20 protein-coding genes and 1 tRNA gene are annotated in these 26,118 nt (G+C 44.9%); 11 read left to right on the top strand and 10 right to left on the bottom strand.

Features of this window, described 5'->3' with window-relative positions; translation table 11 throughout:
* Positions 1-82: 82 nt before the first annotated feature.
* Positions 83-5,587, bottom strand: coding sequence for an ATP-binding sensor histidine kinase (locus tag QZ938_RS09645; RefSeq protein ID WP_293351018.1), 5,505 nt, complete (start codon positions 5,585-5,587; stop codon positions 83-85).
* A gap of 226 nt (positions 5,588-5,813) precedes the next feature.
* Positions 5,814-8,207: a GAF domain-containing protein gene (locus tag QZ938_RS09640; protein WP_293351015.1), complete on the bottom strand. Its 2,394-nt coding sequence runs from the start codon at positions 8,205-8,207 to the stop codon at positions 5,814-5,816.
* 419 nt (positions 8,208-8,626) lie between these two features.
* Here QZ938_RS09640 and QZ938_RS09635 point away from each other — a divergent pair, with 419 nt between their 5' ends.
* From QZ938_RS09635 to QZ938_RS09620, 4 genes are all read left to right on the top strand, one after another.
* The gene (locus tag QZ938_RS09635; protein ID WP_293340653.1) at positions 8,627-8,764 is read left to right on the top strand and encodes a hypothetical protein; all 138 of its coding nucleotides are present in this window, start codon (positions 8,627-8,629) and stop codon (positions 8,762-8,764) included.
* Between the two features lie 51 nt (positions 8,765-8,815).
* Positions 8,816-9,595, top strand: coding sequence for a calcium-binding protein (locus tag QZ938_RS09630; protein ID WP_293351012.1), 780 nt, complete (start codon positions 8,816-8,818; stop codon positions 9,593-9,595).
* Positions 9,596-9,834: 239 nt separating this feature from the next.
* Entirely contained in the window at positions 9,835-10,044 is a 210-nt protein-coding gene (locus QZ938_RS09625; protein WP_293351009.1) for a hypothetical protein, read from the top strand.
* A 207-nt stretch (positions 10,045-10,251) separates the two neighbouring features.
* Complete coding sequence (locus tag QZ938_RS09620) at positions 10,252-11,754, top strand: tetratricopeptide repeat-containing serine protease family protein (protein ID WP_293351006.1); 1,503 nt, start codon at positions 10,252-10,254, stop codon at positions 11,752-11,754.
* A 396-nt stretch (positions 11,755-12,150) separates the two neighbouring features.
* On the opposite strand, the gene QZ938_RS09615 is transcribed toward QZ938_RS09620, so the two are convergent.
* Positions 12,151-12,933 carry a Tat pathway signal protein gene (locus QZ938_RS09615; RefSeq protein ID WP_293351003.1) on the bottom strand — a complete coding sequence of 261 codons (783 nt, stop codon included), beginning with the start codon at positions 12,931-12,933 and terminating at the stop codon, positions 12,151-12,153.
* A 3-nt stretch (positions 12,934-12,936) separates the two neighbouring features.
* The gene (locus QZ938_RS09610; protein WP_293351000.1) at positions 12,937-13,440 is read right to left on the bottom strand and encodes a hypothetical protein; all 504 of its coding nucleotides are present in this window, start codon (positions 13,438-13,440) and stop codon (positions 12,937-12,939) included.
* A gap of 154 nt (positions 13,441-13,594) precedes the next feature.
* On the opposite strand from QZ938_RS09610, the gene QZ938_RS09605 reads away from it, so the two are divergent.
* The 5 genes from QZ938_RS09605 (at position 13,595) to QZ938_RS09585 (ending at position 20,014) form a co-directional block, all read left to right on the top strand.
* Positions 13,595-15,064 (top strand): NB-ARC domain-containing protein, encoded by a 1,470-nt coding sequence (locus QZ938_RS09605; protein WP_293350997.1) that lies wholly within the window; start codon positions 13,595-13,597, stop codon positions 15,062-15,064.
* A gap of 271 nt (positions 15,065-15,335) precedes the next feature.
* Positions 15,336-16,757 (top strand): signal recognition particle protein, encoded by a 1,422-nt coding sequence (gene ffh, locus QZ938_RS09600; protein ID WP_293350994.1) that lies wholly within the window; start codon positions 15,336-15,338, stop codon positions 16,755-16,757.
* Between the two features lie 416 nt (positions 16,758-17,173).
* Positions 17,174-17,782: a Uma2 family endonuclease gene (locus QZ938_RS09595; protein WP_293350991.1), complete on the top strand. Its 609-nt coding sequence runs from the start codon at positions 17,174-17,176 to the stop codon at positions 17,780-17,782.
* A gap of 275 nt (positions 17,783-18,057) precedes the next feature.
* Positions 18,058-19,041 carry a porphobilinogen synthase gene (gene hemB, locus QZ938_RS09590; RefSeq protein WP_293258279.1) on the top strand — a complete coding sequence of 328 codons (984 nt, stop codon included), beginning with the start codon at positions 18,058-18,060 and terminating at the stop codon, positions 19,039-19,041.
* Between the two features lie 484 nt (positions 19,042-19,525).
* Positions 19,526-20,014, top strand: a complete 489-nt coding sequence (locus tag QZ938_RS09585) for a GNAT family N-acetyltransferase (protein WP_293350988.1) — start codon at positions 19,526-19,528, stop codon at positions 20,012-20,014.
* A 279-nt stretch (positions 20,015-20,293) separates the two neighbouring features.
* On the opposite strand, the gene QZ938_RS09580 is transcribed toward QZ938_RS09585, so the two are convergent.
* The 6 genes from QZ938_RS09580 to QZ938_RS09555 form a co-directional block, all read right to left on the bottom strand.
* Positions 20,294-21,229, bottom strand: coding sequence for a HAMP domain-containing sensor histidine kinase (locus QZ938_RS09580; RefSeq protein ID WP_293152054.1), 936 nt, complete (start codon positions 21,227-21,229; stop codon positions 20,294-20,296).
* A 25-nt stretch (positions 21,230-21,254) separates the two neighbouring features.
* Positions 21,255-21,857, bottom strand: a complete 603-nt coding sequence (locus QZ938_RS09575) for an L-threonylcarbamoyladenylate synthase (protein ID WP_293350985.1) — start codon at positions 21,855-21,857, stop codon at positions 21,255-21,257.
* 53 nt (positions 21,858-21,910) lie between these two features.
* Complete coding sequence (gene prmC / locus QZ938_RS09570; protein ID WP_293365469.1) at positions 21,911-22,828, bottom strand: peptide chain release factor N(5)-glutamine methyltransferase; 918 nt, start codon at positions 22,826-22,828, stop codon at positions 21,911-21,913.
* Between the two features lie 270 nt (positions 22,829-23,098).
* Positions 23,099-23,965, bottom strand: coding sequence for a Tic22 family protein (locus tag QZ938_RS09565; RefSeq protein WP_293350970.1), 867 nt, complete (start codon positions 23,963-23,965; stop codon positions 23,099-23,101).
* Positions 23,966-24,118: 153 nt separating this feature from the next.
* Positions 24,119-24,192, bottom strand: a tRNA-Pro gene (locus QZ938_RS09560).
* A gap of 232 nt (positions 24,193-24,424) precedes the next feature.
* A complete protein-coding gene (locus QZ938_RS09555) occupies positions 24,425-24,976 on the bottom strand; it encodes a GNAT family N-acetyltransferase (protein WP_293152075.1) in 552 nt (183 codons plus the stop codon).
* A gap of 247 nt (positions 24,977-25,223) precedes the next feature.
* On the opposite strand from QZ938_RS09555, the gene QZ938_RS09550 reads away from it, so the two are divergent.
* Together QZ938_RS09550 and QZ938_RS09545 are read left to right on the top strand one after the other, a co-directional pair.
* Positions 25,224-25,400 carry a hypothetical protein gene (locus tag QZ938_RS09550; RefSeq protein ID WP_293152041.1) on the top strand — a complete coding sequence of 59 codons (177 nt, stop codon included), beginning with the start codon at positions 25,224-25,226 and terminating at the stop codon, positions 25,398-25,400.
* A gap of 391 nt (positions 25,401-25,791) precedes the next feature.
* Positions 25,792-26,100 carry a zinc ribbon domain-containing protein gene (locus QZ938_RS09545; protein WP_293350967.1) on the top strand — a complete coding sequence of 103 codons (309 nt, stop codon included), beginning with the start codon at positions 25,792-25,794 and terminating at the stop codon, positions 26,098-26,100.
* Positions 26,101-26,118 lie beyond the last annotated feature (18 nt).

The following is a 26,118-nucleotide window of genomic DNA, read 5'->3' as shown; positions in this document are numbered from 1 at the left end:
CATAAATTATCACATAATTCAGGGCTTGTAGATACGGTCTTGACCTTGTATCTTAAAAGAGTGAGGGCGATCGCACCGACAATCAGTCGATCGGCACTTCGATCGCAAATTCCGTACCGGAGCCCAACACAGATTCGCAAGTCAGCTTACCGCCGTGGGTTTCCTCCACAATTTGGCGGCTGATAGACAGCCCCAAACCGGTACCCTTCCCGACTCCCTTCGTAGTAAACAAATGGTCAAATATTTTCGCCCTCACATCCGGCGACATCCCTGCGCCGTTATCTTTGATGCGAATCACCACGCTGTTGTTATCCGGCGAGAGATGGGTGATAATGGCGATCGTATTAGGTACAGCCTCAACATCAGCATAACTGCGATCGCGATCGAAATCGTCAAAACAGTCGATCGCATTTGCCAACAAATTCATAAACACCTGATTCAACTGTCCCAAATAACACTTAACTTTCGGAATATTTCCATACTCCTTAACCACTTGAATCAGCGGGCGGTCTGGATTAGCTTTCAAGCGATGCTGTAAAATCATTAAAGTGCTGTCAATTCCTTCGTGGATATCCGCCGACACTTTTTGGCGGGTGTCCCCACGGGAGAACGTGCGGAGAGATGTGCTAATATTGCGAATGCGATCGCACCCAACTTTCATCGACCCCAACATTTTCGGCAAATCTTCTATAAGATACTCTAAATCGATATTCTCAGCATCCTGTGCAATTTTTGAGCTAGGATCGAGAACTTCTTCCTGATACAGTCGCAAGTGGCTAATTAAATCGCCCACAGCCGCAGTAGCTTCGGTAATATTCCCAGAAATAAAACCGACGGGATTGTTAATTTCGTGAGCGACACCAGCAACCAAATTGCCCAAAGAAGACATTTTTTCACCTTGAATTAATTGCAATTGCGCTTGTTGCAGTTCCGCAAAAGACTTTTCTAACTGTTGGGATTTTTCTTGCTCGCGCGCGTACAAACGAGCATTCTCGATCGCAATAGCGACTTGACTAACTAAAACCTTTAAAACTTCCACCCTGTCTGCGGTAAAAGCTGCTGCCGCTAACTTATTTTCCAGATAAATAATCCCTTGCAACTGGGATTGATAAATAACTGGCAAACACAGGATTGATTTAATTTCAAATTCTCGAATGTACGCATCCGCATTAAAAGGTGCAGTAACAGTCGCATCATCCAATACCAGAGGCTTTTGAGTGCGAAAAACATAGTTTATAGCAGAAACAGGCAAATCTTGACTATTTTCAAATGGTATAGATCGTAAAACTGTAGCCTGGGTATCAGTAGAATTTCCTACAGCTTCGATGTAGAGTTTATTATCTTTTAGCAGCAGCAGCGCAACTTTTTGAGCCGCCGCATTTTCTAAAATGATTGTGATTAATTTTGTCAGCAAGTTGTCCAGGACAATTTCACTGTTAATGGCTTGCGAAGACTTAATAAAAGTAGCCACATCTAAAAAATCGCCTAAACTGTTGCTGGTAGTGCTTCCAGTATTAGTGCGCGTGACATCGAGGGGTCGAGTTTCTGTTGCGCGCGTTTGTGCTACTAAGAAAGGATGTCTTGATTCCAAGTGTTTAACTTTCGCTAGAGCTCCCCAGCGGATATAGCCGTAATAAGCCTTAGTCAAATATGCTTGAGAAATTATCTGTTTTCCCAGAAATTGATAGAATTCTCCGGCTAATTCATAGGCCAATGCTTCCTCTTGAATATAACCGTTTTTAGCTGCACCGGCAATTGCGCGATCGTACAAATCCATTGCTTGGGTATCATACCCCAATACCCGCGCTTTTTCCGCTGCTACCAAGTCATATTTGTGTTGATAATTCATTGGAGCATCAACAGCCCATTTTTTCATTTTATTTTGGTTCTGTACCACTTTATTTAAATATTGCTTTTGCCCCTCTTTGTCAGATTGGGAATACAAAGCTAGGAGACTGAGAGAGTAGTAAAAATTATTCAAGGAAACTAGATAAAATCCAGAAACTGATTCTTCATATTTCTCAAATAACCTTGAATTTTCTGAAGCTTGTGCATAATTGCCGAAGAAGAAATTAATCATAGATTTGGCATTACAAATAAAACAAACTAAAAAAAAGTTTTTAGTTTCAATTGCAGCCGTAACAATTTGGTCTTCATTAAACTTCTTATCTACCAAGTTACATGATTCTACAGATTCACCACGCAAAATTATGGCTGTATATCTCAATATACTAATACATTGTGAAGAGCCTTCTTGTTTAAGTTTCTGCATTAATTTTAGATACTTACTTATTTCTTCTTCAACCAGTTCGAGAGGCTCTCCCATCCACAGTTTATAAGTACAATATCCATTGACAGAATAACCAACATACGGTAAATCTCCAGTTTCGATTGCAGCTTTAAACCCTTCCATCATATAACTCAAGGCTAACTTGATATCTACTTTACGGTGCTGAATTGAACAAGTAAGTATTAGATAAACTCTACTTTTGATAGAATCAGATGGAAATCTATCTAAAAGCCTAATTGCCAATTGACCAAATTGGTATCCTAAACTAATGTCTCCTATTCCACACAAAATTGCACCATAAAAAACGTAAGCGACACTAGCATAAGGCGAATTTCCATATTTAATGGACAGCTTAACCATCATAAATACTAACAATGGTAATAGTCTGGGCTTGACCGCCATCGCGGTACCCAGAATCCCTGATAAAATTCGCATGGTTGCTTGTTTTTTAGAATCTGTCATTTCTGGCAAATTAGCTAAATCCTCAATTCCTTTCAACCCCAATCTCAGTTTTGTATTAATCAATTCCACCAATATATTCAATAAGTTGGGATTTTGAGGAAGATAAATCCCTAACAATTTTAGGACTTCCAGCCCTGTATTTACTGCTTCACTAACTCTATTTTGAACAGTATAAGACTGAATTTGCAGCTCATAAACATTGAGTTTGTCCAGTAAAGTTTTAGCCCGACTTAGAATAACATCAACTAATTCTTTTGAGATTGAATAGTTCGTATTTAAGTATTCAGCTCCCGCTGTTGATTCATAAATTGCTAACGTTAATTGATACTGACTGTCCCAACTATCCTCTGGCAATAATCCCATCGCCACCCGCAAATACCTCACAGCAGCTTCATAAGCATTCGCTGATTTTGCTTTGCGTCCCGCAGTTAAATTTAATTCGGCTAACTGCGTCTTTTCTGCTGGCTGGATAATTGTGTCAATTCCCACATTCAACTGATTGACAATATCAAAGATGTTTTCTTCTAGCTTTTCGGGTGGAGTATTGTGTAACAGTAATTGACCAATTTTTAAATGGGTGGATTGCTTTTGCTCTTCGGGAATCAACGAATATGCTGCTTGCTGGACGCGATCGTGCAAAAATTTGTAACTAACCCGCGAAGTGTCTAATTTGAGGTTTATTGATTCCGACTTATCAAAAACTAAAGGAATGCGATAAGCATCGCTCAAAGGCAAAATTAATCCTGCTTGCAAAGCTGAATCAAGTTCAGTAGCTGTAACATTCGCTGACTTTTCGCTGACAAGTGACAGCACGTCTAGAGCAAATTTATCGCCCACGCAAGCTGCTAATTTTAACACTTCTTGCGTGGTTGCTGGCAACTTTTCAATGCGAGAAGCTACGAGTTCGACTACACTTTTATCGGTGATTCCAATCGCTTGAATTTCATCAATACTCCAATCCCAGCCTCCTTTGCCTCCTAGATGAGCGAAGTTGAATCTTAAAAGGTTTTCTTGATAAAGTGCTTGTAAAAGTTGCGTCAGAAAAAAAGGATTTCCTCCCGTTTTATTGCAGATTAATTCGGCTAAATCGTTGGCTTTTTCTGTGAAATTGCTAAGAGTTTCAAAGACTAATTCCGTTACATTTTCTAACTCCAGGGGTTGCAATACAATATTGTTGACAACCGTACCTGTTTTTTCAATCTCTTCTACTGTCTGAATTAACGGATGAGTCGGGCTGACTTCATTGTCTCGATAGGCGCCGATCAGCAACAAATATTGCTGGTCGGGGTCAGTTATCAGTGTTTGCATCAACTTTAATGTAGCTGAATCTGACCACTGCAAATCGTCTAAAAAGATAACTAGCGGGTGTTCTTTTTGGGCGAAGACGCGAATAAATTCTTTGAATACGCGATTGAAGCGATTTTGCGATTCTACAGGGGAGAGTTCTGCTACTTCTGGCTGTTTACCGATAATCAATTCAACTTCCGGAATTACATCGGAAATTACTTTGCCGTTAGTTTCCAAAGCTGTTAAAATTTTAGTGCGCCATGTTTCTATAGCAGCAGTGCTTTCTGTGAGCAATTGGCGCAGCAGCGAGTTAAATGCTTGAATTAATGATGCGTAGGGAATGTTCCGTTTGAATTGGTCGAATTTGCCGCTGATGAAGTAACCTTTTGAGCGAGTTATTGGTTTGCTAACTTCGTTGACGACTACTGATTTGCCGATGCCCGAATAACCGGATACTAGCATTAGTTCGCTTTGGGAACGGGCGGGTTTTTCTGTATTTTGGTTGGGTGGCAAAGATTCGGGCGAAAGGGTTTCGGCGTTGGGGGGGGCGGGTTTTTCTGTATTTTGGTTGGGTGGCAAAGATTCGGGCGAACCCGCCCCTACACGTTCAAAGGCTGCTAATAGTTCGTTGACTTGGTTTTCTCTACCGTATAATTTTTGGGGTATTAACAATTGGCTGAGAATGTCTAAGCGTCCGGGGATAAAATCGATTATTTCTCCTGTTGCTTCTAACTGATGCAAACAATTTTCTAAGTCTGCCAATAATCCGGCTGCACTTTGATATCTATCTTCGGCATTTTTTGACATCAATTTCATGACTATTCCTGAGATTGATGTGGGAATTTCCGAATTGATTTGAGCGGTCGAAATTGCTTGAGTTGCGATGTGGCTGTAAACTATTTCTAAAGCGTCTTTACTCGGAAATGGCAGTTCACCTGTCAGCATTTCATACAGGGTAATTCCGAGGGAATAAAAGTCGGTGCGGTAGTCGAGGGTGCGGTTCATTCTCCCGGTTTGTTCGGGAGACATATAAGCTAATGTGCCTTCGACGGAGTTGGGATTGTTAAATTGTGGGTTTTCTTTGTTTAGTTTTGTCGCAATCCCGAAGTCGGTGAGTTTAACTTGTTTTGTTTGGGAGTTGATAATGATGTTGCTGGGTTTGATGTCTTTGTGAATAATCTGATTTTGGTGCAGGTATTCTAAGGCTTTGACGATTTGGATGGCGATGTTTAAAGTTGCTAGCAAACTCAGCCTTGCTTTTTCGAGTAGTTGTCCGAGAGACTCGCCGCCAAAGTCCTCTAAAACTATGCCTAATCGGTGGTTAAAGGTTTTGAGACTGATGGCTTTGACGATTTGTTTGCTATCTAAATTTTGGCGGATTTGATATTCGTGTTTGAGGCGGGTAATGGCTTCGAGTGTGGGATATTCGGCTTTGAGAACTTTAAGAATTGTTGCGGACTTGTCGCTCGCTCTCTGTCCGCGATAAATAATTGTTTCGGCACCTTCGTGCAGGGTAGAATGTATTTGGTATTCTGAAAGAATTTGCATAGGTTTATTTTAAAAATATATGGCATCTAATTTAGCCTAGGCTAGCGCTAATTTAGGGAAAATTTATGTGATGCCGATCGCAATTTTTGACGCTACAAATCACAAGCAACGTACAAAAGTTTGCTGAAAACCTTGCTGGGTCAGGCTTGCACTCATCAATAGACATTTTGTAGGGTGCGCCGCAGCGCACCTTACTCGTAGTAATTGCTGTTTGAGTTAGCGATTTTCAATCTTGTACGACCGTAACTTCACTGATATGAACAATTGCTTCGGGTTCCGGTAAAATACGGACGCGGGCGAATTTTAAACCGCTGACTCCTTGCAGTGATTCTACCATCCCCGTCTGCACTTTTGCTTCTACCCAACCTTCGCGAGACAAGTAGCGCAAGTATTGTTGGTACTCTTCCCATTCGTCTTCGGTTGAATAAACTACGGTTAGCATTCCTGATTGGGTGATTCGCTCTTGTGCGTCTTTGTCAACGGCTTTTTCGATGCGCTTTTTGACGAGTTCGTAGCGGATGTCGCGCGTGCCTTTGACATCAAACATTTTTTCGGTATTTTCATTATGAAAAATGTCGATGGTGGTATTTTGTACTAAGACTAAATGGGCTAGTTCCATGTTAATTTGAGACTCGGCTTGCAGGCGAAAAACTGTGCGACCGCAGTCGCAAATTGCTCGCAGTTGTTCGTAACGCAAACTGTGCAAATGAAATTGGCTGAATTTGGGATCGATCGCCTTTCCGACATATATCATGTGATCCATGCCGTCGGTGCATTCGATGTCGCAGTAGTGGGGGAGGATTTGCTGCATTTTTTCTTGCCAGCGGGCCCAGGTTTCTTGGAGTTTGGTGCTGATTAGGTTTAACATTTGATCGTAGCGGTTACGATCGCCATAAACGCAGTTGTGTTCGTTATCGCAGGCGGCTTGGTAAGCTTCAACTGCGGCCTGAACCGTGGGGCTACACTGCACAAAGTAGTCAAAATACACTTCTAAACGCTCGTTTAAATATTCGGCTGCTCGCACCTCCATATCGACTGTGACTTTTTCTTTTAAATGCTCGATGTAGTCGAGCAAGTCGAGCCGCAGTTGCTCGCCGAGGTGGGTAGTTTGTGCTTGACAAACGGCATCGGCTATGGCTAAACCTAAGCGGAATTGTTCGAGCAAATCTGTTTGAATGGCTCGGTTTCTTTCGTCGCTGGAACCGCGAATGTCAGAAATTCCGTAGAGGGGATGAACGTCTGCAAATACGATCGTCTCTTGGGGGAGTCCCCAACTTCGCCTTTCTGCTTCTTGGGCGAAGCGCCACTCGACTGCGGGATGAATGTTGTGAATGTGGGTAAACCGCTGCTGGATGGCTTGCCGCAGGGCTGCAATGAAGGCGGGAATGAGTTCTTGGGCGTGTTGGGCGTCAATGTTGTTGAAGTGGTTTGCCCGATCGCACAACAGCCCCACAACGCCCAAAATCCGCAGCCCGCAGCCCTCGCGGGTGACTGATTTGACTACCAGGGGTACCAGCAGCATCGATTGAGCGCCCATTTTCCGCAAAGTTCGCTCGCACTCGGTGCGGCACTCGCGACGCAAGTCTGGGACGTTCCAAACTTGATTTGCTGCGGTAGCCTTGAAAAAGTGAGAAGTTTCTAGGGACTCCATTGAATAAGCAACCGGCTGCAAATGATGGCCGTCTTTAGCAACTAATAGCTGTACCTGTTCGCCGTCGGGGCGCAACAGCAAAGTGCCGTCAGCATTAAAGAGCGATCGCAAATAGCGATCGATTCTCTCAAATTTGTCAGGGCGCAGCATGGAATCGCGATCGATCAATAACTGAGTCAGGCGGCGAATTTGCTCCTGTACCGTGACATCAAAACCTTCTAGCAGCAGCAAACCTTCGATGCGGTAATTATCTAAATTTAGTCGATCGGCTAAACTTCCCAATTGATTGGGCTGCATCAGCCAAGCTTCCCGTTCTGCAACAGGCATTAAATTTAAGGGAAGATCTGCAAATTCATCTTTTTTTGAATTAATCTGAGTAATTTTCAACTGTTCCGAACCCAGCCAAAATTCAATAAATCTAGATTCATCCTGTTGCGGATTTTTAATGCTCACCGTGACAGGTTCATCTAGCACCCGCAAACCATCGAGGCTTATTTCATAAAATTGCTTAAATACCCAGTGTAAAAGGTGGCGGCGGTACAATTGTTCTACTATTTTTGCATCACAATCCTCGAACAGTTCTAGCAAAGAGATCCCAGTTTCTGTAAACCAACCGTTATGAGATTGAGTTACCAAAGGCGTTCCCTCCCAGCCCGCCAAGCGACAAAATGCCGCGTTAGCGTAACGCAGAGCAAAAGTTCCCGGTTCCATCACTGCGATTAAAACGCGGCGATCGCCCAGAAATTGAAACAATCGCTCTAAATCTTGTTTCCAAGTTTTCAAGCGTTCAATTTCAGCAGATTGACTCGGTACTTGAGCCGTCAAAGCTTCGAGTAGCTGTTCCACGTCTGGTTCGTTGGGCAGATGCTCACTGTCTTGCTCTGTCGCAATGATATCTGGATCTGCCGTTGGCAGTGATTTTACGGAGTTGTTATTGTTTTGAGAGGAAGATGATTTGGGAGTAGGCATGAGTAAAACACCTGAAAGCGGTAGATTTTGTTAAACAATGTGAGCGATCGGCGATTTATGGATTTGTCAAAAAATTAGAGCCTGTTTGTAAAGTTTGTGTGTATGTATCCGAAACTAAGTATTTTCTCGGACGATCTGTCCCTAAATTTTTACTTTTCTTCACAAACAAGCTCTGAGTCTTGACGTTATAAGTGATATTAACGTGTTTGCGACCTGGCTGGTAACACCCATTATAAGTGGTGTGCCGTAGTGGATAGTGTCAGCGACTAATGCTATAGCGGTTCTCAGAAAGATCGGGTACGTTGTTGGGCTTCAGCCCTCTTAGTTTATGTGGTTATAGAAGCTGTCAGTCATACTTCATCTTTTTGAGAAAGGCTATATTTGACTTAGAGGCGAGATATATGGCAACTTTCCGTTGAATGAAGAACAGGCCCGGTAATTGGGCATTGAGAATTGAATTGGTAATTGGTAATTGGCAAGTGGCAAGCAGGTTGCGAGGCACTAATTTAGCCAATCAAACTTTGCAAAAAGCCACTAAAGTTGCTATTTGGCAATAAAATAATTAAAATATATAATACAGGTAGGAGCACTTTTGAAAGGACATATCTATGGCTTTAACGCTTAACAATCTCATCAGCGATTTCAATGGATTTCCTGTATTTGCTGGCGGCGGGCCGCGTCTTTTGGGATTCGCTACATCAGATGACATTGACGTAAACGATGGAAATTTGTCGTCTTTTCCCTGGGGAGTTTGGGGACTAGACGGCAACGATACGATCGCAGGTTCGTCGGATTCCAACGAGCGCCTGTTAGGGAATAATGGGGACGATATTATCGGTGGTGGTGGCGGAAATGACATCATTTACGGCGGTAAAGGTAACGATGGTGTGGATGGAAATGATGGCAACGACGTAGTTAGGGGCGACAGCGGCAACGACCTGATCTTTGGGGGGGCCGGGAACGATATCCTGCGGGGAGGGCAAGGAGACGACGATTTAGACGGCAATGACGGCAACGATTTCTTGGCGGGCGATCGGGGAGTGGACGTGCTCACAGGAAGCCTTGGTGCGGACGTATTCGTCCTCAGAAGCAACGAACAGTCTGGAGTCAATGGAGCCGATATCATTACCGATTTTAACTTTGACGAGGGCGATCGTATTGGTTTGACAGATGGTTTAACAGAATTAGACCTCATCTTCACTGACGACAACTTGATTGCTTACGACAATGACGGAATTATCAACGACATGGTGATTGAAAACGCCATAAATGGACAGATTGTGGGGATAGTTTTAAACACGAATAACTTTGAACTTACTGGTGCTTTTGAACAAGCTACTCCGTTTGCTTTGGCCGTAAACGGTTCTCAGTTCCAGTTTTTAGCTTAGTTATTTGTAGGCGGATTTGAGGGGCGATTTCCTACGGGATGGCTGCACTTCACGGGCTTTTTTTGAGTGGGAACATCGGAGCGCTCGCTGGTGTTAACAAATCTTTCCCGCAGTCCGACAATCCGGCAGGGGTTTAAACCCCTGCCGGTATTTCGGGCCCGAGCGATATTATTGAGATTTCATTGAGAGATTGTTCATGCTAATTTAGAAGTAGCAACTCACACTCGGGGAAAATACAAATGACCGCTACAACTCACCCCCAATTGACTGCACTCCCAGAACAGCGGTTGATTTTGCCGCTATCAATGACTTGGGAGCAGTTCAAAGCTCTGGATTCCTTGCTAGAGTACACTCGCAGTGTTCGCTTGTCTTACCTCGACGGATATGTAGAAATTATGACACTTTCGCCGGAACACGAAACTATTAAATATCTGATGGCAGGAATGTAAAGAAGCTTTGAAAGTGTTTCGGGACGCAGTTCGAGCTTCCTAACCTAGAATATCTACAACTAAAATATGGCGAATGTACGAAATGTACGAAATGTACGAAAAATCGCGATCGACTGAAAACCTCCTCCAGCGTTTCTGGTTTTCAGACGTTTTATTTTCATATATACTATTCGGAGTATAAAAAATCTTAGTCTTCAGCAATCATCTATGAATAGCGGTTATTCGCGCTTTGATTCCCTCACCAGCATCCTAGCAGGAACAGTAACGGTAGCCGGAATAGTCGTCTTTGCAGCAGCACCAGTTTTCGCAAAAACTCCCCAAGAAATTGCCCAAGTAGCGATTTCTGTCACCGTTCAAATTAACGGTCAATCTTCAAATGGAGTGAGTAGTGGGACTGGATTTATTATTGCTAAACAAGGTACAACTTATACTGTACTTACAGCTAACCACGTTGTTTCTAATGCTAAGTTTACCTATACAATTCGCAGTTCTACGGGAAAAGATCATCAAGTAATCCGTGTAGTTCGCTTGCAAAAAAGTGACAATGATGCAGATTTAGCCGTCGTCACATTTAACAGCACAGAATCTTATCCAGTCGCAACTTTAGGCGATTCGGAACAAACGACTGTTGGTACGCAAATTTTTGTGTTTGGCTATCCGGCGAATAGTCTGGGAAATAGGTACGGAACTCAGCGCAATTATGAGTTTTCACCGGGCTATGTTACCAGTCGTATTCCGATTCATAAACGCGGTTATACATTGCGCTATAATGCTGTAACTAAAGGTGGAATGAGTGGAGGCCCTGTATTTGATGGGGAAGGGCGCGTTGTTGGGGTTCATGGAGAGGGGGAACTAGATTTTGCCACCAATAATGCTGGATCGTCTATAGATCAACTGACTACCAAGACTGGTTTTAATTCAGCGATTCCAATCAATACTTTTTTGGCTAAATTGTCGGATGCGGGATTAAATCGATCGACTCTTTCCATCAATACGTCTCCAACCGCGAATGCACCTCTGAAACTGAACAATCCCAACGATGCTAAAACTTATTACGTTCGGGGTTTAACTCGGTTTGACAAGGGAGATTTGTCAGGGGCTGTAGCAGATTTTAACCAAGCAATTCAAACTCAATCGGATTATGTGGATGCTTATTTCTATCGGGGACTTGCTTATTTTGATTTGAGAAATTTGCCCAATAGTATCGCTGATTATAGCAAAGCGATCGCCCTTAATGCCAGTTATGTCGATGCTTACTACAATCGGGGGCTGGTTTTGTCAGCAATCGGAGATAAACCGGGGGCGATCGCCGATTATACTCAAGTCATCCGCTTGGATCGAAACTTTGCACCAGCTTACAACAACCGAGGATTGGCGCTTTCAGACTTGGGCGATCAAAAAGGGGCGATCGACGATTTCAATCAAGCGCTGCAAATTAATCCCGGTCGCGCTAACACTTATTTTAACAGAGGATTGGCGCTGTTTCGCATCAATAACGATCGCTCTGCCTTAGCTGATTACACTCAAGCAATTCAACTCAATCCCAGTTATGCCAAGGCTTTTGCTAACCGAGGAATTACGTTGGTGAGAATGGGAGACAGACAAGGGGCGATCGCAGATTTGCAGCAAGCGGCTCGTTTATTTAAGGCTCAAGGAATGAATGCAGATGCTCAAAAAGCATTAGATTTAATTGGTCAATTGCAAAAATAGCCCACCGAATGGAATTCGGGGCTACACAAACAAAATAAAGCCCCGCCGAATGGAATTCGGGGCTACACAAACAAAATAAAGCCTACGCGGACTGAAAATCTCTTTAATTATTCATTCCGCGCAGGCGGAATTGGTTTGTGTAGACGCGGTTTCAACCGCCGAATTTTATTCCAAAAATCTCCTTGATTCTTCATTCCGCGAAGGCGGAATTCGTTTGTGTAGACGCGGTTTCAACCGCCGAATCCCTTCGTGTGTGTAGATGCGGTTTAAACCGCCGCATTTGATTCAGAAAATCTCCTTAATTCTTCATTCCGCGGAGGCGGAATTCGTTTGTGTAGACGCGGTTTCAACCGCCGAGTCCAATCGAAATCAGACCCGATTATTACACCCTTTCCCCTAAAACCTCACCGTCACCAAAATCACCCGCCGAGGCTGATTTTCCGCTTCAATAGTATACTCAACCCGCCCAAAACCTTTCGGCCCCGGTTCAACTAGATCGTAGCGAGATATCACCGTACCCGCCGCTGTATCGTATTGAGCAAAAACAGCACCGGGATTCCTCCCAGCAGACGCATCCGCATCCCCTCCCCAAGAGATATTATCATCTATTCGCGATCGAGTTGGCAATACAGAAGCCGCGATTTCAGGAGGTGTTAGTCTTTGATCGGCTAAGACTCTTTGAGCGTTATGAATCGCGCACATTGTCGGTCCGGAAATTTTGGAATCGCTGTATTGATCTTCCCACTTTTGTACGAAGCCAAAGCCAACATTCGGGCCGACTTTATCCTGTCTTTGCCGGCCCCACAGCCGACTTACAAATAGAGTACCATCCTCCGAACTCTTACCAATTTGAGCTAACTCGGTTCTATTTTTGGTAAAATTACGATTGATAAATTCTTGGTCAGCAGTACGAATTCTCTTAACGGCATTTGGGTTTATGTCAGAGCGAACATTAGTATTTCCTTGCAATATGGGTGATAGAAGACCGGGGATAGGCTGTGCTCCACAATATTTTTGAATGCCGTTGAAAACGCGATCGGCTGATAAAGCACTAATGGGAAATTCTAGGGAATAAGCCTCAGCAGGTTTGGGAAAAAAGATGCCCGATGTGGCGGAAGCAGCAAAAGAAGCGCCACCCCAGATGACGATCCGATTAAATTGACGGCGGCTAATACTCATAATTTATTTACTACCTGGAGAGCTGGCCCCCGGCTCAACTTGAGCTTTCATAAAGAAGTACGCATAGCGACAATTTGTTGCCCGAGCACAAAATACTTCTATTGCTAGACTTTTGCCATTACTAATATTTACTAGCATTGTATGTACTTTACCTCGATCGCCAGTGCGAGAAGCTACTTGATTTCCGTCTACATAAACATCTATTCGTGCTGGTGGGGAGTTGTCGGTGTCAGGAATCGCAAACTCCAATCGGAGAGAAGCGGGGCCGCCAGGAAGCCTACAAGTTATAGCGGTATCAGGGCTAATATATAAAACAGTGGTGTAAATTTGTCTGCCTACAGAAATATCTCGCTTATCAGAACTCCAGCTACCTGATCGCTTAACACATTGAAGGTCTTCCAAAGGAATGGGACGCTGGGCCTGGGCCACTTGTGCCCCAACTGTCGCTAAAGTAAAAGACAACACCCCAGCCGACAACAAACCGCTGAGCCACCGATCGCGCTTCATAAAAATATCCTGCTAATACCTTAATGAACTAATATAAAGGATGAGCTGTGTAGGAAAAATCCTGACTTTAGATAGATGACAAAATCAAAAATGTCACACTTGTACGAATTGTCAGGTATAATGAATAACGTAAACTCCAGCTTTTCCCGAATCTATGGATATTGCAGAAGTCTTAACACTGGCAGATCAGCTAATTTTTGCTAAGACGGGAAAGCATTTAGATTACGTGCAAGATGCTATTCTGCGGGGGACATTAGAAGAGGCAACTTACACGCAAATTGCTCAAGAACTTTACTCAAGTCCAAGTCATGTCAGAAATGTCGGATCGAACCTTTGGAAAACACTTTCTAAAGGATTGAAAAAAGATATTACTAAAAACAATTTTAGGGCTGTATTAGAAAATAGTAAAATTTATAATTATCAATCAGCAATCGTTGGCGAAAATGTAACAGTTGGTGAGAATGTAACAGTTAATCATAACCTTAACATTTGTCCTGAAAAAGCCCGATCGCCCAAAACACCCAAAAACCCCGAACCAACAGCAAAACAGCCCCGCATCGACATAGGCGACGCACCAGAAATCTCCACATTTTTCGATCGCACATCCGAACTATCCACCCTCGAAAACTGGATTTCAAGCCGCACCCGCCTCATCACCATCCTCGGCTTATCCGGTATTGGCAAAACCGCCCTGACACTCCAACTAATCCCGCAAATTCAACACGAATTCGACTGCATCATCTGGCGCAGCCTCCACAACGCGCCACCCCTCCAAACACTCCAAACCGACTTAATTAAATTCCTCTCCCAACAGCAAGAAACTAACCCCCCCAACCCCCCCTTATCAAGGGGGGGCGAAGAGATTCACCCTCCTTCTCCAAGGCGCGGCGAAGAGATTCAACCTCCCTCTCTTTCTCCCCCCCTTAGCAAGGGGGGGCTGGGGGGGGTAATCCACCATTTACGATCGCATCGCTGTCTCATCATCCTCGATGACGTGCAAACAATCTTCAGCAGCCAACAACTAGCAGGAAACTACCAACCCGGCTATGAAAACTACGGCACATTCTTCAAACAAATAGCAGAATCATCTCACAACAGTTGCTTAATTTTGCTTAGTTGGGAAAAACCCAGAGAAATTGCAGCATTAGAAAGCCAGCAGAAAAGTTGTCAAACATTGCAACTCAATGGTTTAGGAGAATCAGCGCGAGAAATATTCACAGAAAAAGGCTTAGCAGAATCAGAAAAATGGTCAGAATTAATCGAGATTTACCGAGGAAATCCCTTGTGGTTAAATACAGCCGCCGCTGCAATTCAAGACTTATTTAACGGCAAGATTTCGGATTTTCTATCCTATGATAGCTTAGTTTTAGGAGACTTAGAATATTTATTAGACAAACATTTTCAGCGGTTGTCAGACTCCGAAAAACAAGTAATGTCCTGGTTGGCAAATCAAAACAAAGCAGTCGAAATCTCAAAAAAGCCAGCCCTCCTCGAATTATCTCCTTCAGAATTCCTAAAAGCCGTCGAATCCTTGAGACGGAGGTTGTTAATCGAAAAAGTCCAAAAGGGCGATCGCACCCTGTTTGCAGTCCAACGGGCGATCGCAGAATACTTAAACAGTTGACAGTTGACAGTTGACAGTTGACAGCGAAGTGATAAGAACGGAGATTTAAACTCCGTTCTTATCACAATCTGCCGACCTGAGTAAGGGCTTCAAACCCGTGCTATTCGTTGAAAAGTCACATTTTATAACTTCAAAAACATCCAAATTCATCAGCGTTAATTCGCGTTCATCAGCTATTAAAAAATTAAAAATACAACTTTTAGCAAAACATTAATCCAAACAGCCCCGTTTAGTCCTAAAATAAAAAAGACTGACTAGCCAACAAAGCCCTATGTTTGAAGCCCTTGCCGATCGACTCGAATCCACCTGGAAAAAACTGCGCGGACAGAATAAAATCTCCGAATCCAACATCCAAGACGCCATCAAAGAAGTCCGCCGCGCCCTCCTGGAAGCCGATGTCAACCTCCAAGTCGTCAAAAACTTCGTCGCAGAGGTAACGGCCAAAGCACAAGGCGCAGAAGTCGTTTCAGGCGTCCGTCCCGACCAACAATTCATCAAAATCGTCCACGACGAACTCGTCCGCGTCATGGGGGAAACCAACGTACCCCTCGCCACCGCCGAATCCGGGCCCACCGTCATCCTGATGGCTGGTTTGCAAGGAACCGGGAAAACCACAGCTACCGCCAAACTAGCCCTGCACCTCCGCAAGCAAAATCTTACCGCACTGCTAGTCGCCACGGACATTTATCGACCAGCCGCGATCGACCAATTGCTCACCCTCGGCAAACAAATCGATGTACCCGTATTTGAACTAGGTACTGATACCGATCCCGTAGAAATTGCCCGCCAAGGCATCGAACACGGCAAACAACTAGGCGTCGATACAATCATCGTCGATACAGCAGGCCGCCTGCAAATCGACCAAGACATGATGGCCGAATTGGCCCGCATCAAACAAACAGTACAACCCCACGAAACGCTGTTAGTTGTTGATGCCATGACCGGCCAAGAAGCAGCAAATTTAACCCGCACCTTTCACGAACAAATCGGTATTACGGGCGCAATCTTAACCAAATTAGACGGCGACAGCCGCGGCGGTGCAGCTTTGTCAGTGCGGCAAATATCCGGCGCGCCGATTAAATTTGTCGGTGTCGGCGAAAAAGTAGAAGCCTTGCAGCCATTTTATCCCGATCGCATGGCATCGAGAATCCTCGGTATGGGCGATGTCTTGACGCTAGTCGAAAGAGCGCAAGAAGAATTCGACATCGCCGATGCCGAAAAAATGCAAGAGAAAATGCTCACGGCAAAGTTTGACTTTACCGACTTTCTCAAGCAAACCAGATTGCTCAAAAACATGGGTTCCCTCGGCGGCATCATGAAAATGATTCCGGGGATGAACAAACTCACCGACGAACAAATGCGGCAAGGCGAAGTGCAGTTAAAACGCACGGAAGCCATGATTAATTCCATGACAACTGAAGAACGCCGCAATCCCGAACTTTTAGCAAGTTCTCCATCCCGCCGCCGCCGCATCGGCAAAGGCGCAGGCTACGCAGAAAACGACGTAACAAAACTCGTCAGCGACTTCCAAAAAATGCGTACCATGATGCAGCAAATGAGTCAAGGTAACTTTACAGGAATGGGAGGATTGCCGGGAATGCCGGGAATGCCAGGAATGCAGGGAATGCAGGGAATGGGCGGCCAGAAGAAAAAGAAAAAAAACAAGCCTAAAAAAGGTTTTGGTCAGTTGTAAAAAATATTTTGTAGTGAGGACTTCAGTCCTCTCTTTGATGCGGACTGAAGTCCTCACTACAAACCTAAAGCAACATTTTTGAATAAGGTTTTGGTCAGTTGTAAAAAATAGTTTGTAGTGAGGACTTCAGTCCTCTCTTTGATGCGGACTGAAGTCCTCACTACAAACCTAAAGCAACATTTTTGAATAAGGTTTTGGTCAGTTGTAAAAATATAGTTTGTAGTGAGGACTTCAGTCCTCTCTTTGATGCGGACTGAAGTCCTCACTACAAACCTAAAGCAACATTTTTGAATATAGTTGTCGGGGGCGGTTTATATATATCTGGGTTGGGTGCATTTATTTTTTTTGCGAACCTGCTCTTACAATTTGTCTTAATCGACTTGCCAGTTTCTACCTAAAAAAGTCTGGAATTGAATATGGTACAAACATTTACTGAACCACAAACTATATCTCTAGAAGTGCCGAATTCGATCGCCCTTTTAGTCACCGGCGAGCAATTTGAGGCCCTAACACTGGCAAATCCAGACTTGAGATTAGAAAGAACCGCACAAGGAGAATTAATAGTGAATCCACCCACCGGAGGCGAATCAGGCAATAGCAACCTCAGCATCAGCGGACAACTCGATCGCTGGTGCGAATTAAATGAGGATTTAGGAAAAGGATTTGACTCTTCTACTGGATTCATCCTTCCTAACGGTGCTCGCCGTTCTCCCGATGCTTCCTGGGTGAGTCGAGCTCGCTGGGAAGCACTAACACCAAAAGAACGAAAAGGCTTTGTTCCGCTGTGCCCCGATTTTGTAGTAGAGTTGCGCTCGGCATCTGATAGTCTGTCCACCCTGCAAGCGAAGATGCGGGAATACATCGACAACGGTGCGAGATTGGGCTGGTTAATTGACCCCCAAAACCGGCGGGTAGAGATTTATCGACAGCAAGCAGAAGTAGAAATATCGATCGATCCAGCCGAGTTATCGGGTGAAGACGTATTGCCGGGATTTGTGTTGAATTTAAGGCGAGTTTGGCGTTAAATTTCCTGTACGCCCCATACCAGAAGATGGCGCCCGAGTCCGGCCCAGAGAGATATTTGGCTTTGTAAGGCCACGATATATGTACCTGTTGCCTTACAGCTTTTTGTGCGATGCTTTTTCAGTGCCATCAAGTTCTGACTGCGAACAAGGGACATCATGGGTTTTACAGAACTTTACTTGGGTTGACGGCGATCGACCAACAATAAGCTTTAGACTTTTAAACAAACGTCGCGAATCCCAGAAATCCGGACTTTAATCTACCGTAAAAAAACATTATGTTTCCAACTCACCGCCCCCGCCGCCTCCGCAACCATCCCCAACTCCGCCGGATGGTACGCGAAAATATCTTGACAACCAGCGATTTAATTTACCCCCTATTTGCCGTACCGGGGGAAGCTTTTGCTAAAGAAGTTACCTCGATGCCCGGAGTTTACCAGCTATCGGTAGACAAAATCGTAGAAGAAGCAAAAGAAGTTTACGATCTCGGTATTCCCGCGATTATTTTATTCGGCATTCCCGCAGACAAAGATACAGACGCGACAGGTGCTTGGCACGACTGCGGCATCGTCCAAAAAGCGACGGCAGCAGTTAAAGCAGCCGTACCAGATTTAATTGTCATGGTCGATACTTGTCTGTGCGAATATACGAGTCACGGTCACTGTGGCTATTTAGAAGTCGGAGATTTAAGCGGCCGAGTTTTGAACGATCCGACGCTAGAATTGCTGAAAAAAACTGCCGTTGCTCAAGCTAGAGCTGGTGCAGATATTATTGCACCTTCGGGAATGATGGACGGTTTTGTGGGAGCAATTCGCGAAGGATTGGACTCGGCTGGATTTGAAGATATTCCCATCATGTCCTACGCGGCAAAATATGCCTCAGCTTATTATGGCCCGTTCCGGGATGCAGCGGATTCGGCTCCGCAATTTGGCGATCGGCGCACCTATCAAATGGATCCAGGAAATGGCCGCGAAGCTCTCAAAGAAATTGCTCTCGACATTGCTGAAGGTGCGGATATGCTAATGGTTAAACCCGCTTTAGCGTACATGGACATTATCTGGCGCGTCAAGGAAGCCACTAATTTGCCAGTTGCAGCTTACAACGTTTCTGGAGAATACGCGATGGTGAAAGCCGCCGCCCTCAACGGTTGGATTGATGAAGAAAGAGTGGTGATGGAAACCTTGACAGGATTCAAGCGTGCTGGTACCGATTTGATTTTGACTTATCACGCCAAAGATGCCGCCCGCTGGCTGCAAAACTAATTCACTCGATTTGAGATTTGAGACGAGAGTATTGACTCCACAGTCCAATTTTTTTGGTACTACGGTTGTCAATACTTTTTTTGATAAAATTTTGAGCCATCATATCAAATCCGATTGCATCATCCTGTCTTCATCTCCATCTTCTCTCTCTGTGTTCTCTGCGCTCTCTGTGGTTAAATCATTCCGATAGAACCGGAAACGATATGACACACCATACAAGCCACTGTCAACAAAAAAGATGACCCAATCTTAAATCTCAAATAGTACCACTTATGACTGGAAAACTTTGAGTCAAAAACTTTTCACAAACTTTATACAAAAAAGTATTAATAATTACGGAAATTAGTTGCGTTTTGTGTATAAATAAAAATAGTTTTGTAAGTCGGGAATTCAATTATCGAGCGTTCCCAAGCAAAATCAACTTTCAGTCCAGCAAGACAGTAAAAGTAACACAGTTTAGATAAAACTTCAAGGCACATTGAGCATGACATCAACGACTAGAGATTCGAGTCACATTCAATTTTGCACAAGTCGCGATCGCGCAGACATCGCGCAAATCCAAGAACTATTTAAAGCCGCGGCCTTTTGGGCGAGGGCGCGCAAGATAGAAGATTGGGAAATTGCGATCGCCAACAGCGAACCAGTTGTGACAGTTTGGGATGGCCCGCAGGCGATCGGCTTTGCCAGGGCCACCTCAGACGGCATCTATCGAGCCACCATCTGGGATGTCGCCATTCATCCAGATTACCAAGGTGCAGGACTCGGCCGCAAATTAGTGCAAACTGTCTTGAGTCACCCTCGGATGTGCCGAGTAGAGCGAGTTTACCTGATGACAACTTACAAACAAAGCTTCTACGAGCGCATCGGTTTTCAGCATAACGCCAGCACCACAATGGTACTTGAAAATCAGCTCCTAGAAGAGAATATCGAATTAGAAATTAGCAAAGGCGAATTGCTAACTGCTATTTGCTAAACCAGCACAAAAGTCGCACCAAAATCTATAAATAGTATGGCGTGCTATTCACACCATACTATTTACAAATAATTCACCGAATAGCCGGGGTTTGAAGCCCTTACTCAGGTCGGCAGATTGTGATAAGAACGGAGTTTAAATCTCCGTTCTTATCACTTCGCTGTCACAGGTCAACTGTCAACTGTCAACTGTTTAACTCTTCCCTCTTCCCGACCTCCATTAAATCCCTTTATTTAATCCGTTACATCCGCTACCAAATCCGTTGCCGCACTTCCTTCTTCACAAACTTGCCAAAGGAATAGAACACTGAGTGCGGTTAAAATTGGACTCTTCCGACTCAGAAGGCACAGCCAAAACTTCCAACTTTCCCTTCATCAAAGTTAAAAGTGTCTGATTCATCAACAACCTCATGCCAGAAGAGACGTGAGAATTATCGCTGCTCTTAGTAGCATCCGACTCCAAATCGTGCTTCAGCAAATCCCAAGATTCGCTCCAAGCACTAACCGAGCGCTGATCGTCCACCCAAATATGAACGCATCCAGATTCCGGCGAAGAATGTGCAGAAACAGAAATACTTCCCTCCTCCATCTGAGCAATAGCAGTATCTATCAAATTGACTAAAACTTGCCTAAATCTCGGCAAATCTGCCAATACATAAATCCCCGGATCGGGCGGTAATATCTCCAAACGAATGCTGCGATTAGCAGCTTGTAAGTAAGTTAAATCATCAATTTCATCAAAAACCTTAGCTAACTGAATCGGCTCAACATCCATCTTGTCAGTGCCGTGTTCAGTTTTAGCAACAGAGATAATTTCATCTATCAATTTCACCAGCTTGAGTGCTGCACCGTGAGCTTGTTCGACAAACTCTCGTTCCTCAGCAGGATCGTCGCACAAATCCGACAGAATTAATTGCAGCGTACCAATCATAGTGCTGAGGGGCGATCGCAACTCGTGAGAAGTTCGAGCCAAAAAGCCCGCCTTAAATAGACTCATCTCCGATGCCATCTGATAAGCCAATTGAGTTTGCTTCAGTTGATCGGAAAGGGCATCAAACTTCTCTAAATCATTTTCTTGAGGAGTAGGAGGCACATAGGGAGCAGGTTCTGGCTGTTGCGAGCTTTTTTGCTGCCTGCGCCAAATCAAACTGCTTCCGAAACCCAGTCCGAGTCCCATACCTAAATATATCAAGTCGCTCCAGCCGATCGGCGCCATATTACTTTGCCTAGGAGTTTAGCTTTTAGCATTCTAGCTCGATCGCGCCTTGTCGCAATATTTCCCAACCGCCACCAGTCCATTTAGCCACAGTCGAAGGCAAACTCGAAGCCGTCGGCGCGGTTGGCGCTGTTGCTAATTCAGTAGCAACTAATGTCAAGACTTCGGGAAACTGCGCCTCAATTTCTGCCACCGACAACCGAGGCGCTTGGCCCGATAAATTAGCGCTGGTAGTAGCCAAAGGGCCTGTCTGCCCTAAAATCTGGAGTGCAAGGGGAAAATTAGGCACTCGTATTCCGATCGTAGTGCGATCGATCGCATTCATAGCAGCCGGCACCAGTGGCGAAGCCGGCAGCACCAAAGTTAACGCCCCAGGCCAATAGGATGCAGCCACTTGCTGCCACAAATTGAACTCTCCTGGACTCCCCTGCACGTAAGGCCACAAAGCCTCCGCCGATGCAGCCATCAAAATCAGCGGTTTGTCTTGACGGCGCCCTTTAGCTGCAAAAATCAACTCCGCGCGATCGGGTCGGGTCGCCAAAGCGGGTACAGTATCAGTGGGAAAGCTGACAATACGCTCTCCTGAAATTGCTCCTTGAACTAGAGTATTTATCGAAACTTGAGTCATCCGATTGTAGATTGTAGATTTTAGGTTTTAGATTTTCAGTATATTTTGGGAATCTAAAGACGATAGGCTAAAGCAAAGCGATCGATTCCTGCTAAATCCGCAAATATTTGAACATCGCAATAACTCCCGTGACTTTGCAGCATATCAGCCACCGCCGTTTCTTGTCCCGCCATCATCTCAACCAACCAAACTCCCCCAGATTCTAAATAATCCGGAGCCGTTTCTACCAAATGCCGGATGCAATCTAAGCCATCAAAACCGCCATCTAAGGCCAGGTGAGGTTCGTGCTTCAAAACTTCCGGTTGCAGAGTCAGCACCGTGCTGCTGGGAATGTAAGGCGGGTTAGAGACCATGCCGCTAACTTTACCCTTGAGAAATTCTAGCGGTTCCCACCACAAACCTTGATAAAAATTAATTCGCGATCCAAAGCCTAAATTTTCAGCATTCAGTCGAGCCACTGCCAAAGCTTCCGAACTGCAATCTACTGCATGAATCGTAGTATTTTTCAACGCACAAGCCAAGCCGATCGCGATCGCCCCGCTGCCGGTTCCCAAATCCACCCAATCCGATGTTGGATTCACTGAATGGCTTTTGAGAGCATCCACAGCCAAATCGATCAGCAATTCCGTTTCAGGACGAGGAATTAGCACCGCCGGCGTTACTTTCAGCGAAAAATCCCGCCAATGTGCAACTCCCGTTAAATACTGCACCGGCACCCGTTCCTGCAACCGTCGCTGCCAAAGTCGATCGAGTTCTGATACAGACAACTTTAATTGAATTTTTGGCAAATCTTTAAACGACTCCAAACGCAGAGCCAACTTATCCAAACCTGCCAGCTCTTGCAGCAGCCAGTCGAGTTCTACTTGGGGAATCTCAGAGGCGATCGCATCAATCTTAGCTTGATTCACCCACCGCCAAAGCTCTAAACCGGAAACAAACATAAAACTTTTTGGGAATTGGTCATTGGTCATTGGCCAAACAGGGCATTGGTCATTGAGAATTGGTCATTGAGAATTGGTTATTGAGAATTGAGAAATGGTCATTGAGAATTGATAAATAGTAGGTTGAGTCTATACATCCAAAAATCCAACCTACCAACTTAGTCCCGAACGCAAAACCTAATTATGTACTGTTCCATCTACAGCGCACCTTACCGCTATAACTAGCACGTGAAACCAATTTTTGGGTAAATCCTGTCTGTAACTACTAACCAATGACCAATGACCAATAACTAATGACTATTAGCGAGCCGGTCGAGCTGGGGCTGGAGCCGGTCGAGCTGGAGCTGGAGATGCCGCCGGTCGAGCTGGAGCTGGAGATGGAGTCGCCTGTGGATTTTGGTTTCCAGTACCAGCCGGTTGGCGCGATCGCACATATTCTACCGATTCCCGCGACGGAATTAAAATCATTTGGCTCAAAGACGGGTCATTTTCAGTACCCAAAGCTTCCAAAATCCTCTCCAAGTTCACTACCTCAATCTTGATTGTGGCAGTCACGTTCGGCTGCTGCTGCTTAAAACGCTCGACCATTTCCTGCAAGTCCTCCTTATTAAAAAACAGAGGAAGCTCTTCTTTACCGCCCCGCTGAATCGTCAAATAACCATTTTCCGGGCCACCTCTCGCCACAAACAGAGGTACACCGTTTAACTCGTTAACTTGTTGCCCAGTCTGCTGAAGTACAGTTTTCGCCGACTGTACCTGCTGCGCTGCCGGAATAAAAGCAAACAGCACCTGATCCGGCTTGCCTTTATTTTCTTGAGCCAACCGATAAATTTCTCCCAGTGACACGGGTGTCACGCGCGCCGACGCCGCCAATTGAGAATTTGCCGTTTTCAGTTGATCGACAAAAGCTTGAGCATCTTTCTGGCTGATGAAAATTCTGGCTACCGAAGCATTACCAGTTTGACCCTGACCTTGCTTGGGAACAGAAGCGATGAAGAACGCACCCTGACCGTCTGTAATCGTAAATACCGGCACCGGGCGTAGCTTTTCTACAACTTGTGGCACTGGCAATGCGAGTGCAGACATCTTGTTGGCAATGGGCGAGGGGCCGAGCAGAGTGCAGCCCACAATCCCCAATATTGCGCCTAAACGAACTAATGATTTCATGTTTTTCCACTCCCGAGCGATTCTGAAACACATTAACGCAAAGACTGGCTCCTTGACACGATCGGCAAAAACTACCTCAATCGGTTGGCATTTTGAACAAGTGCAAACCTCAGCCGCAGCTTGTGCTTGAATCTATTATTTAAAATTGTGCGATCGGGATGACAGGATTTGAACCTGCGACATCCTGCTCCCAAAGCAGGCGCGCTACCAAGCTGCGCTACATCCCGGTGTATTGGCTATCTCTTAACCATTAACGCAGAAAACCACCTGCTTGTCAAGCTTTTTTTTTATTTTAGCTTTCGATGCAGCTACGTCGAAGTTTTTTTAAGGTTGTGGGGCTTGACAAGCTGCGGGGATACATAAAAGCGTAACTGACCGCAGCCCACAGGCTTGTGAGGTGTTTGGCAGCTTGAATATTGCATTTATTCAACAAATCAACGCTGACCTCCACCGGGCGAGCTAATCTGGATACCAAAACATACCTTTAATGCCCTCTGGATCGGACATAAAGCCCAAATTTCGGTAAAAATCCACCACCTGAGGGTCAGCAAATAAGGTAATGTTGCTGATGTCTTCACTGCGGAGTTTTTTAATGATGTATTTCATCAGTGCCTTGCCCATGCCTTTACCCTGGTAATCAGGATGAACTACCACATCCCAAAGGGTGGCATTAAAAGCATGGTCTGAAGTCGCTCTGGCGAAACCGACCAGCCGTCGCTGGCTGCCCCGTATCTCCCACATAGAGACGACTAGGAAGCTGTGCACAATAGCTTTTTTGACTTTACGCAGGGGACGGCGGGACCAACCCACTGCATTACAAAGTTCTTCGAGTTCGTAGAGGTCAATGTCCCGATCGCAACTAAAAAAGATGCGAGCGTTGCCGCTGGCGGGTTTGCGAAACATTGGGGAAAGCGGATCGCCTAACCCAAGAGCCACATCTTCCTCAAATTCCGCTGTTTGGGGTACAGAGGCAGACTCAGAACTACTAAATAAGTTTTTCCAAAAACCCATGCAGGCGCGGTTAAGGTAGTAGAAGTTGGACGATGTGAAAGAGAACCCGATAGATAAACCCACTCCGATCGGCGTGGGATGAACTGCGGGTAGCCTCTTGAGGAACAGTTTACGGTACACTCATCTTACGCCGAAAACAGGGATTTGTCGTCCAATATTGACTCTGTGCTTTTTTGCTTCTCGTCAAGTTTGGTAGAACTGTTCTCCTAGCCTGTGCCAGGACAACCCAGTGTTAAGGTAAAATTTGTTGCCCAACCAGGACAGAGGCATTTTAGGAATTGCTTCTTTTGAGTACCGCCGATCGCGTCGGAACTCATATACTTGGTGGAAAATGCTAATGGAATGGCACAACCGTGACATTCTAGTTAGATATTCCCAGACAGATTTGATTTTTGTTGTTAGTGAGGAGGCGGGCGAAATTTAAGTCGAATCGTCAAATCGAAAATCCCATTGCCATAAGGCATGGGAGGACTAACTAAATAACAAATTTGCCGGACATTACGGGACAACCGGGTTTGATGGCAATAAATTCCTTGAGTTTGGAGGTGGTGACATGGGTCGAATAGCTCGTCTCTGTCAACACCTAGATAACCTAATGAGCCGAATGTCTCAAGCTACGAAACAGCGCCGAAAACGGATGAGACAAGCGGCTCACCGTATGAGAATACGCATTCGTAATTTAGTAGACGAATGCCAAAAACAAACCGCTTGCTATTTAACTAGCAACTATAGAGTCATATTTCTTCCGACTTTTGAGTCTTCCCAAATGGTCGCCAAAGCACGAAGAAAGATTCGTTCAAAAACTGAAGCGAGCCATGTTGACATGGGCGCATTACAGATTCAAACAAACCATCAAACATCAGGCAAATGTTAGAAATGTCAATGTGATTGATGTCACTGAAGAATACACGTCTAAAACTTGTACCCATTGCGGTCACGTACATCAAAAGCTAGGTGGTTCTAAAGTGTTTACTTGTCCTGAATGTGGCTGTTCAATCCCACGAGATTACAATGGCGCTTTTGGTATATTACTGAAAGCTTTGCGGGATACCGCCTCTATCTCCTATGAGGGTGATAGTGCTCTCGTTACTTTGTCCGCTAATAGCCGGGCAAGTGTCGAGTAAATGTATCAGTCAATACCT

This window comes from Microcoleus sp. CAWBG27, from assembly GCF_020883145.1.
Lineage (GTDB): Bacteria > Cyanobacteriota > Cyanobacteriia > Cyanobacteriales > Microcoleaceae > Microcoleus.
Note: the sequence above shows the minus strand (reverse complement) of the source record. Positions and strands in the feature narration are given on the sequence as shown.